The organism is Pseudomonas sp. FG43, assembly GCF_057809175.1.
Window position 1 is genome coordinate 186,357 of record NZ_JBMDJL010000011.1, and the last position, 15,125, is coordinate 201,481.

The following is a 15,125-nucleotide window of genomic DNA, read 5'->3' on the forward strand; positions in this document are numbered from 1 at the left end:
CATTCAGGAGCCCACCATCAAGCTTCAGCTTGATGGTTTGAAGGTGTGGTTCATGGTGCGCTTACGATGGATTGGACACGCTACGACAAGCTGGCGAAAAAGTTTTGAAACAATGGTATTACCCACCTGCACTATGAGATAGTTACGATATTATTTTTTGTCAAAGCCTAACATATTGGACACTCATCACCAGATGCTAATTTCCAACTTTTTAGAGCCAAATCTTCCTCTTTTCATTTGAGATACCTCTTTAAAGCTTTCGCCATTTAAGTCACGGTTACTTTATCGCCATTCACTGATTCAAAAATAGCACCCACGACCCCCGCCGCCTCCAAGCGCCGCTTTACTTCCTCACTAACTATTATCGCACCCAAATATTTTTTTACTCTAAAAATATGAAAATAGCCAATCTTTTCCGGGTCAACAACCAAATTATAAAAAGAGCGATACTGACCCGCCATATCCGGCCTTACAGGATCATCAACAATATACTTATTAAAACCGGAAAGCTTTTCATCTACACAATCAATCTGCGACTCAATTATCATCAAAAAATAGCTCTGACATACCTGCTTACCTTCTATTTCAACCGGCTCAAAAACAACATTGCGAAACAATTCATCAACTTCAGACAATCCTAAAAGCGAGTTGAAAGCCTTCTCACTCAAGACAGGAACACTAGCATATCCAGCAAGAGAGTAATCAACTTCAACCCCATCAATTCGAACATCAAGAGCATATTTTCCAGGCTCCATAAAATTCACTGGAGGATCACTGAAGTGCCAATTATCCACATGCTTAACGTCACCCAGCACCCACTTATCAGAAATTGTCACATCCTGCCTAAGCAAATAATATTTCATATTAACTCCTAGTAAGCCACTTATTAACCTCACTACCGACTATCACAGCCTCAGACTTAATCCTATTCAATGTATTCATTACGGCATCCTTGTAAGCCGGTGTTCTCGAAATCAAACCACGTGTTGCCTGATCCAAACTTCCATATACATACTAATGATACTCTATAGGATGTGACCCTCTATGCCCAGGTACCGCCACTAAATTTTCAGTTGCACTATTAATATCAAGATCAGCACCATCAAAGAAACGCTGAAATTCTTTTGTCCAAGCGATCTGACCATTGGCGCCTGACGTACATTTGTTAGTGCACACATGATGAATCGGTATTGATTCATAATTCACTGGAGCACTAACGTTGACCCTACCACCGTCTAAAGTAACATGCCCCCCACTATTACCCCGGCAAATAGGTTTACCTTCTGCGGTATAGCGCCCCTTTGAATTATAAATACCTCCTCTAGTTTTGTACGAAAAGTACTGCCGTATACAACGTAGGCTGTAGACCAGCGTAACCATGGCTGAAAAGCTTCTCGCCAGCTTGTCGTAGCGAGTGCCTATTCTGCGGCTCTCCTTTAGCCAGCCAAACATCCGTTCAATGATATTCCGCTGCCGATACTTTGGACGATCAAAGAGTCGGGGCAAGCCAGGCCGGAGTTTACGTGGCATGGCGCGCAGCGGGATCACCGGCTGCATTCGGTAACGGTCGCAGTACTGGCGCAGGTATTCTGCGTCATAGCCTTTGTCAGCCAGTAACCAGCGACTGCGTTTACATGGTCGCCCCGGCTTACCAAGAATTCGTACCTGATCCAGCAACGGCTGGGCATGGGCAATATCGCTGGCTTGCCCTAGAGAAAGGATGAAGCGTAATGGAACACCATTGGCGTCGCAGAGCATGTGAATCTTGGTAGTAAGGCCGCCTCGACTACGTCCCAGAGCATGGCCTATCGGTTCTTCAGGCCCCCCTTTTCCCCGGCGCCTGACGAGGCTCGGGTTGCACGTACCGCCGTGGAATAGATCATCCAGGTGTCCAGATCGATCAGTCCTTCTCGGTTCAGCCGAATATGCAGACGCTCCAGTATCCGGTCGAAGGCACCGTCGTCGCGCCAGTCAGGAAAACGCTGATACACCGTCGACCAGGGCCCAAAGCGTTCCGGTAAGTCACGCCAGGCAGCGCCCGAGCACAGGATCCACAAGATTCCATGGAGCACCAGGCGATCATCGCTGCGTGGGCGACCCATTTTCTGCTCTGGAGAAACCAGATCCTTGATCAACTCCCACGACGCGTCGGAGAGTTCGTAACGCTTTGCCATCAGGGTATCCTACCTTTGATGGCTGCGATCTTACCCGCTTCGATGTTTCAAGGGATCTCGTACAGAGCCTAGGAAACTAATTTTTATTTCCTTAAAAGCAAACTGACATGTTTTAACCAAGTAGCTCCATCATTCCATTCAGCAGGGTAAAAATAGCAAGAACCAAGCCTATCAAAAATAACCCCTCTTAACTGAATTTCATCCAAGCCAGCACTCAACAAAACTTCCAACTCGGCCAAGGCACGTTCCTTATCAATACTATCGGTATGACTGGAGAAAGCAAAAATCGCTTTATCCGCACTACCGAACTCCAAATCAAAATCTTGGCTCAAGTAAGCACTAAACATATTTTTTATCACTGGAAATTCATGATTCATAAACTCGGGTATCCTGTAATGATTTTATAACCTGTTGACATCGAAGGATCTCTAGCTATTACCACACGCACTCCTGATGCTGGAGTGGTACTCGATGCCCCTCTTACCAATGTCGTACCAACAGGGGTAGATGATGAGTAGTCAATAGCCAAATATCCCTTGGTGTTGCTGGAAAGATAACTTTTTATCGTAGCCTGATTTGCATCTACTGCTGCTGAAACAGCAGCCTCTGCAGTGGCGCGATCAGCAAATCTTGATGCAGATGAGATGTTAGAGGTTGCTAAGCGTTGCGCTAGGTCTGCGTCCGTAAGATCAACGTGCCGCTCGAGCAGATGTCCACCAGCATTTTTATGCGCTTGCAATCCACCGCCTTCTACGATAGGACTATAATCCCCCTCCGGCAAGATACAAGGCCCGGTGTTATGCACCCAAGTCTTCAGCTTGCCGACGTAGAACGTATGCCCGACATCGACCGTAAGGTTATACGTTTTGCCCTCGGGCAAGTAAAGCTCCAGCGACTCAACCTCGGATGAGGTGTTCTCGCTGGCACCATCTTCCAGGGACTGCAGCCTGTCGCCTGGTTTCAGGTCGATTACCGGTACGAAGTCACGCTGGGCAGGTACGTAGAACGGGTGGCCCGGTGTAACCAGCAGGGTTTCATTCTCGGCCTCACCGTCCTGACGCACGCTTTTAAGTTTGAGGCGGTAGATCGGCTGATCGGTACGCACATGCGTTGCAAGGATCGCTGCGGCAAACGGCTTGCCGCCTTTCTCGGGTTTGCTCCAGACAATATCGCCGACCTTGAGCGTATCGATTGCTCGATCACCGTCAGGGGTGGAAACCATCGTTCCGGCAGCAAAGCAGCAAGGGCCTTCTGAACCGAAGTTGTTATTCGCAAAATCAGGTGCGCCTTTACCCGTATCGTTTTTGACGACAGCCTTTTCGAGCATTTCGTCCAGCTTGGAACCAACTGCTTTTGCAACATCTCCGGTGAGCTTGACGCCGGTTTTGCCAACAGCTCCGGCCCCGGTTACTACGCTGACAGTGCGGATCAGTAACAAGGCCTGCTGGGCAGCCGATACATCGGTATCATAAAGAGCATTGAGCTTGTCGCTTAGGTCTTCATTGAGTGCAACGGCAGCACCTTCGCCAATGGCATTTCCACTTTCCCTGAAGCCATCGACGACACTTTGAGGGAGTCCTTTAATCCCTTCCCATAACCCACTCACAACGGCAGATGGATTATCGACGGCTGCTTTCAGTAGATCGATTGACCCCTCTTTCAAGTCAATGCCGGAATCCTTGATTTCCTTTATAAGACCAGAGCTCAACTCACGGCTGATGCCGCTCTGTACGAACTGCCGGTAAAACGTGCGATCAGCTGTATCCGCGAACATTTCCGGCCTGAACAGTTGCTGACCATTCGTGGTGAAAAGCGCTTGAGTTTCCCCCAAGTCATTGACGAAGGTTTTCCCTGAGGATGAAAGAAACGCTTTCGCTGCACTGTCATCCCCATCAGCAAGTCGAGCCCGCCATAGATAATCAACATCTTTCAGGGCTTGCTGACTTAGGCGCTCCATAGCCTCTTGCTCAGTGATGCCTACCTTGTCAGCAAACTCTTTGGCATTTTCCTTGAGCCATTTCTCTTCGAGGGGGTGCAACTGGCGGTTGTATTGGTCTGCCATTCCGGCCACCCATACCGCTTTATCGACATCACCTCCGGCCACGCCTGCTGCAGTCAAACCAACAAGCTTTGATGCTGCCTCACGGAACTCTGGGTGTGTGTTTAATACATCATTCAGCACTCCAGCCATCGCCTGGCTGGCACCTGCGGCAACCGCTCCGGTCATGAAATCACTACCGGTTGCCGAGGAGACCGCACCTCCCATCAGGGCATGCAATGCCGTACGCCCCATGCCACCTTCAGCCCAGAAAGCCATCCCTTGCGTATCTTTCTTATCGAAGGCTTTCCAATAGTTTTCGTCCGCGATACTACCGATCTGGTAGAAGCCGACCGCTGCCACGACATTACCAGCCTGCGAAACAAGACCATTAGTCAAGTTGTCACCCAGGCTGCCACCATTGATGGCCGTATTGATCAGCCCCGAAGCCACTCCTTGCACACCGGCATTGACTGCGAAGCCACCGATGCCACTAAGGGTCGACAGGTCAAATCCTTTGGTAAAACTATTAAACGGTTTGGCAGTACCCTTAAAATTAGGATCAATAACGCCAGTGGTGATACCTGCCGTCAGACCAGCAATAGCGGCGTTCTTCAAGCCGTCACTACTGAATGTCTCCTTTAAAGCTGCCCCTATATTGCCTTTGTTATTGATGGTGCCCACTACAGCTGTACCCGCCATAGAGGTCAGGGCTGCGGTGGCAATCACATTGCCAAGACCCGCTGCGGTGGCCGCTGTAGCCGCTGTCGTTGCAGTGGCCGTTGTAGCAGCCGTTGCGGCTGCCATTGTGGATCCGGCCCCCACAAAACTCCCGGCAGATGCTGCCAGCGCACTTGCTGCACCAGCAGTCAATACGGTCACAATGATCATGATCGCCAACATAGCGCCCTGACCAAGACTGGAATTGCTGTACTTGAAGGAGTCATGCAGCTCCTTCACCTGCCGCCAATCTACATCCCCACGCTTCTCAGCCTCTTTCAGCCAGGCCAGTTGCGGGTCAGCCTGGACCATGGCATCGATGGTCTGGCTGACGGTTTGCTGGTCAACCTGCTTGATATCGATCGTCAGGCCTTCAACAGCCCGAATCGCAAGCTCACCTTTGGCCATTATTTCTGTCTGGCGCAGGGTTTCATCGGTTCTACCCTTCCCTTTCATAGAGGTCCAAGCCAGGCTGCTGCTGCTCTTGGTGTGACTCTCCTGATGAAGGTCCTTCACCCCTTCAAAGGTGATACCCCCACCGCTTTCAATGCTCAGGTCATTGCCACTGGTAAGCTTGGCCACTTGGTACAACTGATCGCCGCCGCTCTCCAGGGTCAGATCGCCGCCGGAGGTGATTTCGCTGCCGACATTGCGAATGTCGGTTACTTCATCCCGCTTGGTTTTCTTTTTTCCCCAACTGCCTTTGCTCTTCTTGTCGTAGAGGTAGTAATCACTGTCCTGTGCGGCCAGGATGCTGAGGTTTTCGCCTGCCGACAGGTTGGCGTTTTCGCCTGCGGTGATGCGGCTGGAGATGACGGCCAGGTCCTGGCCTGCGTTCAGGGCAATGCTGCCGCCAGCGTTCAAGTCGGCGGAGACCTGTTTGACGTGGTCGGTCTGGACGGTGAGTTTCTTGCTTCTGGACAGGGAATGGGTTTCGTCTGCCGCCGAGCTGATGGTCATGTTTTCGGTCGCGGCCATGGCGATGTTGCGCTTGGCGTCGATATCGCTGGCGACAACATTGATGTCACGCCCCGACAGGGCCATCAGGTCGCGGCCGACGCTGACGCTGGAGCCCAGTTGCGTGATGCTGGACTGGGTGTTGTTCACGCTGAGGTTGTTTACCTTTTCCTTTTGTACCGCGCCGATACTCACGTCACGACCGGCAATCAAACTGAGGTCGCGACCGGCCTGCAGGGTGCCACCGATATTCATCACATCGCGGCCAGCCTTCATAACAAGATCGTTTGCAGACTCGATACGGGCGGCATTCTCAACGAAGTCCTGAAGCACCCCAGCACTTTGCTGATCGCGAATGACGGTACGCTCGTTGATGACATCGCCACGGGTAGCAGTCAGTGTCACATCGCGGCCATACAGGATGCCGCCGGCCTTGTTGATCAGGTCGTTGCCTGCCAGCAGGTCAAGGCGATTGCCCGCTTCGATCAGACCAACGTTAACCAGATTGTTGCCTGCCGTTGCCGACAGGTTGTTGGTGGCGCGTAATGTTCCGACGTTATCGAGATCGTCACCTGCAATCAGCGTGACGTCGTTGCCGGCAATCAGCGCACCGGTCGGGGCGAGCCGGTTGTTGGCCTGGGCCAGGTACAGCACAGGTACCAGGACTTTTTCGCCATTCACCTCATGTTCTTCAAGCCACACGATGTCGTGAGTCAGGGCGGCCACTTGTTTTGAACTCAGCGATACGCCCACCGCCAGGTCCAGTTGCTCCTTGCTGGCGATGGCGTTGTTCATCAGATATTTGAACTGGTCTTCGTTGGAGGTCTGCCCCGCCAGGAACGCCTGACCGGTACGGGCCACGACGGCTTGCTGGACGAGGCGTTGCTCGTACAGGCCATCACCGAGACGTCTCGCACTGGCTTCCGGGTCGTAACCCAGATTGGCCAGCAGGTAGTCCGAACTCATGAACTGGCGCAACTCGGTCAGGAGCGGGTTGGTTTCGATCAGGTATTTATGCGGGTTGGACGGCGCGGCGGTGCCGGGCAAGCCCTGGACACGGGCGACCTGGTTGTTCGGCACAGCGGTCGGAGTGGTTGTGCCGTTCTGGGCCATGGTGTTGCTGGAAGCCACAGGGGTAATGACGGGAACGATTGTCGCGCCTTGACCGGGCAAGGGAACGTTGCCGTTCTGGCCCTGAACCTGTGTCACGTCGGCAACCTGCGTCAGGCCTGTGGACCCCGCGCTATGACCGGTGAGTTGCAGACGGGTCGCTGAATCGACTGGAGCACTGGAGTCAAAGGCGGAAGCGTTGGCGCTCAAGCCCGAGTTCTGACGGACTACGTCAGCCAGTTGGCGAGTGGCGGTCGAAACCTGCCCGGCTGTCCCGAACTGAAGAGTTCTGGCCTGGGTATCGGAAACGGTTTGCTCGCGTTGGGCGACAGACACGTTGGCACTGCCAAGCGTCCAGTTTTGGGGCGCAGTGCTGGTTTGAGTGGCGGCGACATTACTGCCGTTCTGGGCACTCAGGCGGAACAGGCCGTTCTGGCCGGTGGGCAGGCTGAAGCCTGGCAGGGTAAGTGGGTTGACTTGTTGTTGGGACAGATTAGGCGGCAGTTGGGCGTTGACCCGGATGATCGTAGTACCCGTGCCAGAGGGGCTGGTGCCTTGAACTTTGCTGGTACCGCCAGCGGCTACGTAATCTTGGCGAATGACACTATTCTGCAAATTCTGAGTAGCTGTAATAGAAACATCACCGCCAGCCTGTATTACAGCATTTCGGCCAACACTACCACTGCCGCCTCCCACGACTTTTTCCACATCACTGAGTAGCTCTAGGCGTGTAATCTCTTCAGGGACTTCGATAAGACTATTCCGATTATACAGCGATACGGGCAAATGCTCATTCCACAGCTCTTCGGGATAAAACACAGGATAATATGGCATATACTGCGAAGTGACAGCATCGTGCACATCATAAGTTACATACTGATAAGTCGTATCACCCCCTCCCGTATTAAAAACCTTAGTCACTACAGCCAGTCGAAGCTCCCCCCCATCACCAACATAATATATATTAGGAAAATCAGGGTTATTATATTGATTATAATATGTAGCCGCCCATGTAGCATCCCAATCATTCGCACGATAAATACGTGTACGCTCTACTGACCCACCAACAGCACCGATATTTTTCACACTATCAGCATTTATAAAAATATCCCCCGCAGCACTGATAGCACTCTTACTATTTAAAAAATCCCCTCCACTGAAATTGAAGTTTTTACCCGATGCTAACCAAGCAGAAGCCGAAACATCAGTATCCTGAACACCTTCAAAGTACTCCCTTACAACATAATCGACTGGCAAATAATAATTTTCACAACCGTAACAACGAATCCCCATGACCCCCTTCACCAAAGTCCGACCCGCAGTAGAAACCTGCGTGCTATCCGAACCTTCCGTGCGGTTCTCAAACGCCGTCGCACTGATCGCAAAGTTGCCGCCACTCTCCATCGAACCCGAGATATTCGAGACCTGATTGGCCCGCTCAACGCCATACCCTTTAATGGTCAAGTTATTCAGCGCATAAAAGTCGCCCTTCAGGTTGGTCAAACTCCCCACATTGGCCTGCATATCCCCACCGCTGAAGATCAGCCCCTGGCTGTTAAGCAGGCTCGCGGTGTTGAAGTTGAGGTTTTGCGTCGCGCCCAAGGTGCCGTAGTTGGTCACACTCCCGGCATTGACGATCAGATCGGCCGCCGACGTCAGTCGCCCGTAGTTGCTGGCCAGACCGCTGATGTTGAGTTCGGTCCGGGCGCCGCCCATGAGACTCGCCGTACTGGTCAGTGCCAACTGGCTGGCGGTGAGGCCCAGGGTGCCCAGGCTGCTCGTACGCCCATTCCCCGCATACCCTCCACTCAGGTTCAGGCTCAGCGTCCCGTCACTGGCAATAACCCCCTCATTCGTCCAGCTTCCACCCGTACCCACAAACGCGCTCGAGGCCAGCAGTTGCCCGCTGGCGGTCTGGTTGAAGGTGCCGACGTTAACCGTCAGGCGACCCGCCTGGATCACGCTGCTGTTGGTCCAGTTGTCCGCCGTGACGGTCAGGCCGCCGCGGGTGACGAGGTTGCCACCGGCCTGGGTGAGGTTGGCGGTGGAGATGTCGAAGGTGCCGGCACCGGCGTGCAGCAGGTTGCCGTTGGTGTTGAGGAAGCTCGCGGCGTTGAGGATCAGGTTGCTGTTGGCGACTTCCACGGTGCCGTTGCGGTTGTCGAATTGGGTGCCGATCTGGAAGTCGGCGGCGTCAGTGGTGCCGAGTGAGCGTATCTGGCCGGTCTGGTTGTCGAGGCTGGTGGCCTTGATGGCCAGGCTGCTGTCGCTTTCGATGATGCCCAGGCGGTTGTTCAGGGCGCCGGTCAGTCTGAGGTCGACCTGGCCGCCGGCGATCTGGCCGTCGTTGTCGCCGCTGTTGTCGAAGTCGTTGCCGATGACCCGTACCAGGCCTTTGGCGTAAATGCCGCCGTTGCGGTTGTCGAGGTTGGCGGTGGTGAGCAAGGCTTCGCCGGTGCTGGCCGAGACGCGGCCGCCGTAGTTGTCGAAGCCGCCCAGGGCGGTCAGGCTCAGGCGTTGGCCCTGGATGACGCCGCCCTGACGGTTGGCCGCGAGGTCGTAGCCGTTTCTCAGGACGCCGGTGATCTGCGTGGTCAACAGCCCTTTGAGGCTGGACAACACGCCGCCGCGGCTGTCGAGGCTGGCGGCTTCTACTGTCAGGTCACCGTTCTGGGCAATGAGGCGACCGTTGAGGTTATCGACGCCCTCGCCCACTTCGACCTTGAGGGTGCTTTGGCCTTGTACCGCGCCCCGGGTGTTGTCCAGGCTCGCAGCGTCCAGTTCCACGCCTGCGTTCTGGCTGTAGATCAGGCCATCGGTGTGGTTGAGGACCTTGCCGGTGGCGGTGATCAGCAGGGTGTCGTTGGCCGCGATGGTGCCTTTATTACTGTTGTCCAGGGCGCCGGTGTTGAGGGTCATCAGGCGCTGGCTGATCAGTTGCCCGCCCTGGTTGTGGACGGCGCTGCTGCGCTTGAGCAGCCAGTCACCGCCGCTGGCGAGTGTGCCACCGGTGTTGGTCAGGGCGCCGATCAGGTCGAGGGTGGCCTTGCCCGGGCTGGTGATCGTGCCCGCGCTGTTGTCGAGGGCGTTGGCGGTGATCGCGAGGTCCGCACCGCTGTCGATCAGGCCGTTCTGGCTGTTGTTCAGCAGGCCGGTAACGGTCAGGGTCTGTGCCGCGCCGCTGGAGAGGATGCCGCCGCGGTTGTCGAGGCTATCAGCGGTCACGGTCAGGGCTGTCTGGCTGACCAGCGCGCCATTGCTGCTGTTGAGCAGGGCCCCGCTCAGGTCCACGTCCACCGCGCCGTTACGGCTGGACAGGGTGCCGCGGTTGCGGTTGTCCAGGGAGGTGGCGGTCACGTCCAGCCCTTGCCAGCCGGAGATGAGGCCGTTCTGGTTGAGCAGGCTGTCGGCATTGAGGGTCAGCAGGTTGCTGCTGATGAACTGGCCGCCGCTGTTGTCCAGGGTCTGGCCGGTCAGGGTGAAGCTCTGGGCGCTGGAGATTTCACCGCCCTGGTTGTTGATGTTTCGCACCCGCGTGAGGGTCAAGGGACCTGTGGCGGTGATCAGGCCGGCGCGGTTGTTGAGGTCCGCACCGTTGAGGTCGACGCTCAGCCCGGCATTGCCGATCAGGCGACCGGCATTGAGGGAGATCGCGTTGAGGACCAGGGTCATGGCCCCGAGCCCGGAAACTTCACCACCGGTGTCGGCGCTCAGGCTGTCGGCGGTGAGGGTCAGGGTGCCCTGGCTGTTGATCAGGCCCTTGGCGCCGGTGTCGAGGGCGGCGCTGTCCAGGGTCAGCGCGGTGTTGGCCAGCAGTTGTCCTGCGCGGTTGTTGAGGTCGCCCGAGGTGATCTTCAAGGTTTCGGCGGCGTTGATCAGGCCGTTGTCGCGGTTGGTGAGCAGACCGGTGACGGTAAGTTCCAGGCCATTGCGGCTGGTCAGGGTGCCGCCGGTGTTGTCCAGAGTGGCGGCCGTGGCATCGACACCCGCGGCGGCGATCAGGCCCTTGACGTTGTTCAGGGCCTGGGCGATGCGCAGGGTCAGCAACTGGTTGCTCAGCAGCGTACCGCCGCTGTTGTCCAGCGATAGGGCCTTGAGGGTGAAGGCCTGGGCGCTGGAAATCTCACCGCCCTGGTTGAGCGCGACCCCGAGGTTTTTCAGCAGCAGCGTGCCGGGCGCGTTGATCAGGCCGCCCTGGTTATCGAGCAGGCCCTGGTTGACGTCCAGGCTCAGGGAGGTGGCGCTGGTCAGGTTGCCTTTCTGTTGTTCAAGGCTGCTGACGCTCGCAACCAGTGCCTGGCTGCTGGCAATGCTGCCGTCGTGGTTGGTCAGTTTGGCGGCGGTGAGGTCCATCCGCTCGCCGCTGCTGATCCGGCCCTTCTGGCTGTTGTTCAGGTCGCCGGTGTCGATCGTGACCCGGCCCTTGGCGCTGACGGTGCCTTGCAGGCTGTTGTCGAGAGCGGTGCTGTCCAGGTCGAGCTCGCCATCGGTGACCAGTTCGCCGCCCTGGTTGAGGATCGCGCCGGCGCTGTCGAGGGTCAGCTTGCCGGCACTGGACATGCTGCCCGCCGTGTTGGTCAGGCTGCCGACGTCGAGGGTCAAGGTGCCTTCGCTGCTGATCAGGCCCTGGCTGTTGTCGAGGGTGTCCGAGAGGTCGATGCTCAGGTCGTGTGGGCTGAGCAGCACGCCGCCGGTGTTGTCCAGTGAGCTGCCGGTCAGGGTCAGGCCGGTCTTGCCGGACAGCACGCCGTCGCTGCGGTTGGTGGTCTTGGCGATGTCGAGGGTCAGTAACTGTTGCGCAAGGATCTGACCGCCAGTGTTGGTCAGCGTCTGGCCGGTCAGGGTGATGCCCTGCTGGCTGGAAATTTCGCCGCCCTGGTTGTCGACGTCATCGACGGTGAGGGTCAGGGCCTCTCCGGCCCCGACAAAGCCATTGAGGCCGTTGTTCAGGGTGTCGCCGGTCAGGTTCAGGGTGCCCAGGGCAAAGAGTTGTCCGCCCTGCTGTTGCAGGTTGCCGATCACGGCGGTGAGGGCTTGTTTGCTGGAAATCTGGCCTTGGGTGTTGTTGGCGGTCGTAGCACTGACGTCAAGATCGCCATCGGCAATCACGGTGCCTTTGACGTTGCTCAGGGTGTTGTCGACGGTCAGTTTCAGGCCGGCGCGGCTGCTGATCAGACCTTCGTTGTTGTCCAGGCTGTCGCTGTCGATCTCCAGGCCGGTGGCCGACACGGTGCCCTTGAGGTTTCTGAAGAACTCGACCAAGTCCAGGGTCAGCCCCTGGCTGCTCAGCAGTTTGCCGCCGCTGTTGTCGAGGCTTTTGGCCGCGAGGGTAAAGGCCTGGGCGCTGGAGATTTCACCGCCCTGGTTGTCCACCGCCTTGAGGTTTTTCAGCAGCAGTGCGCCGGGGCTGTTGATCAGGCCGTTCTGGTTGTTCAACTGGCCGTTGTTCAGGTCCAGACTCAGGGTGGTGTTGCTGAACAGTTCGCCGCCCTGCTGATCCAGGCTTGTGACGCTGGCGGTCAGGGCCAGCGCACTGGCGATACGGCCCGCGCTCTGGTTGATGACTTCACCGGCAATCAGTTCCAGGGTGTCGCTGCTGGTCAGTTGCCCGCCCTGGCTGTTGTCGAAGGCACCGGTGGTGACGGTGGTGGCGCCCAGGCCGGAGAGTTTGCCTTTTTCGCGGTTGTCCAGGCTGGCGCTGACCACGGTCAGGGCCGCGTCGGTGGTGATCGAGCCGGTCTGGTTGATCAGTTCGCCGTCGGTGGTGACCTTGAGCGCTCCGGCGCTGGACAGCGTGCCCCGCATGTTGTCCAGGGAAGCGGCCTTGACCGTCAACGCCGCTTCACTGCTGATCAAACCGGCGCGGTTATCCAGTGCGCCGCTCAGGGTCAGCGTCTGGGCCTGCTGGCTGGCCAGGGTGCCGCCGGCGTTGTCCAGGCGTTTGCCGTTCAGGGTCAAGGTCTGGCCGAACAGCAGGCCCTTGTTCTCGTTGATCACCCGCTCGACGATCAGTTGCAGCGCCGTACCGGCCAGCACCTTGCCGCCGTCACTGTTATTGAGTTGTTCACCGATCAGTTCCACGCCCACCTGGCTGGAAATTTCACCGGCCCGGTTGTCGATTTCGTCGACCTCGAGTTTCAGCGCTTTTGTGGCGCCTACCAGACCACCGGCCCCGTTATCCAGGGTCTTGCCGGTCAAGGTCAGGGTGCCCTGGGCCACCAGTTCGCCGCCTTGCTGGGTCAGGCGGTCGACGGTGGCGCTCAGGTTGTTCTGGCTGGCGATGCGGCCCTGGCCGTTGAGCACCGTGTCGGCCTGCAAGGTCATCACGCCCACGGCGTTGAGCAGGCCGTTCTGGTTATTCAGTTGGGTGCCGGTGAATTCAAGCCCGGCCTGGCTGGTGATACCGCCCTTCTGCGCGGCGCTCAAACCGGTCTGGCTATTGTCGAGGTCACCGATCAACAGCGTCATCAGCTTGTCGGAGCGGATCACCCCGCCGCGGTTGATCGCGCTGTTGCTGTGTACGGTCAGCAGGTCCTGCCCCACTACCCGGCCGCCCTGATTGTTCAGAACCTGGCTGGTCAGGTTGAGGATGCCCTTGGCCTGCACCTGCCCGCCGCTGCGGTTATCCAGGGTGCCGGTCAGGGTGATATCGAGTTGGCCATCGGTGAGCACGGCACCGGCCAGGCGGTTATCCAGGCTCGCGGCCTGCAGGTTCAGACCCAGGCCGGCCCCCAGGGTGCCAGCCTGGTTGTCGAGGGCTTGAGCCAGAATGACGGTCAGCACCTCGTCGGCCATGACCTGGCCTTCGGCGTTGTGCAGGCTCTTGGCCTCTAACGTGATGGCCCCTGCACTGCTCAGCAGGCCCTGGCGGTTGCTGACTTCGCCGGTCACGTCCAGCGTGAGGCCCGCCTCGCTGCTCACCTCACCGCTGTCGTTGGTCAGGGTATCGGCAGAGAGGTCCACGCTGGTGCCGGACACCAGCCCGCGCAGGTTGGTCAGCGCCTTGTCGATGCGTACGACCAAGGATTCGTCGCTGAGCACCGTGCCATCGGTGTTGTCCAGCGAGGTGGCCGCCAGGGTAAAGCTCTTGGCACTGGAGATCTCGCCGCTTTGGTTGTTGACCGTGCCGAGATTGGTCAGCAGCAACTGGCCGGGGGCCGTAATCAAACCGTCCTGGTTATTCAGATGGCCGTTGTTCAGGTCCAGGCTGACGTCGCCGTTGCTGTACAGCTGACCATCGGCGTGTTGATCCAGGCCCGTAACCACAGCGGTCAAAGCCATGGCGCTGGCGATACGCCCCGCTTCGCTGTTATTGACCTGAGCGGCAGTCAGGCGCAAGGCCTCGGTGCTGGTCAGGCGACCGTCCTGGCTGTTGTTGAAGGCGCCGGTGGTGACGGTCACGCCTTTACCGGCAATCCGGCCACTGAGGCTGTTGTCCAGGCGGCCGCTGGTGAGAGTCAGGGCTGCATCGCTGAGGATTTCGCCGCCCTGGTTGACCACGGCGTCCGTGACGGTAAGGCTGGACGTGCCGGTGCTGGTGAGGCTGCCTGCCAAGTTCGACACAGAGCCAGCGTTCAGGGTCAGGATGCTATCGCTGCGTATCACGCCTTGATCGTTATTGAGGATCGCGGTCGAGAGATCCAGGCCCGTGACCACCATGGTCAGGGCCATGGCACTGGCAATACGCCCCGCTTCGCTGTTATTGACCTGCGCGGCAGTCAGGCGCAAGGCCTCGGTGCTGGTCAGGCGACCGTCCTGGCTGTTGTTGAAGGCGCCGGTGGTGACGGTCACGCCTTTACCGGCAATCCGGCCACTGAGGCTGTTGTCCAGGCGGCCGCTGGTGAGAGTCAGGGCTGCATCGCTGAGGATTTCGCCGCCCTGGTTGACCACGGCGTCCGTGACGGTAAGGCTGGACGTGCCGGTGCTGGTGAGGCTGCCTGCCAAGTTCGACACAGAGCCAGCGTTCAGGGTCAGGATGCTATCGCTGCGTATCACGCCTTGATCGTTATTGAGGATCGCGGTCGAGAGATCCAGGCCCGTGACCACCATGGTCAGGGCCATGGCACTGGCAATACGCCCCGCTTCGCTGTTATTGACCTGCGCGGCAGTCAGGCGCAAGGCCTCGG

3 protein-coding genes and 1 pseudogene are annotated in these 15,125 nt (G+C 57.4%); all 4 read right to left on the reverse strand.

What is annotated here, in order from left to right; translation table 11 throughout:
- Positions 1-266 precede the first annotated feature (266 nt).
- Positions 267-863 carry an imm11 family protein gene (locus tag ACODS3_RS15280; RefSeq protein ID WP_489035047.1) on the reverse strand — a complete coding sequence of 199 codons (597 nt, stop codon included), beginning with the start codon at positions 861-863 and terminating at the stop codon, positions 267-269.
- Positions 864-1,323: 460 nt separating this feature from the next.
- A pseudogene (locus tag ACODS3_RS15285) lies at positions 1,324-2,174 on the reverse strand (IS5 family transposase); the annotation flags it as partial.
- A gap of 83 nt (positions 2,175-2,257) precedes the next feature.
- Positions 2,258-2,551 (reverse strand): contact-dependent growth inhibition system immunity protein, encoded by a 294-nt coding sequence (locus tag ACODS3_RS15290; protein WP_489035049.1) that lies wholly within the window; start codon positions 2,549-2,551, stop codon positions 2,258-2,260.
- Positions 2,548-15,125: RNase A-like domain-containing protein (locus ACODS3_RS15295; protein ID WP_489035051.1), on the reverse strand; the 12,578-nt coding region annotated here is incomplete at its 5' end. The genes ACODS3_RS15295 and ACODS3_RS15290, both read right to left, overlap by 4 nt.

Bases quoted from the DNA above. Each gene is read 5' to 3' on its own strand.
- ACODS3_RS15280 (WP_489035047.1), bottom strand. From the start codon at position 863: ATGAAATATTATTTGCTTAGGCAGGATGTGACAATTTCTGATAAGTGG.
- ACODS3_RS15290 (WP_489035049.1), bottom strand. From the start codon at position 2,551: ATGAATCATGAATTTCCAGTGATAAAAAATATGTTTAGTGCTTACTTG.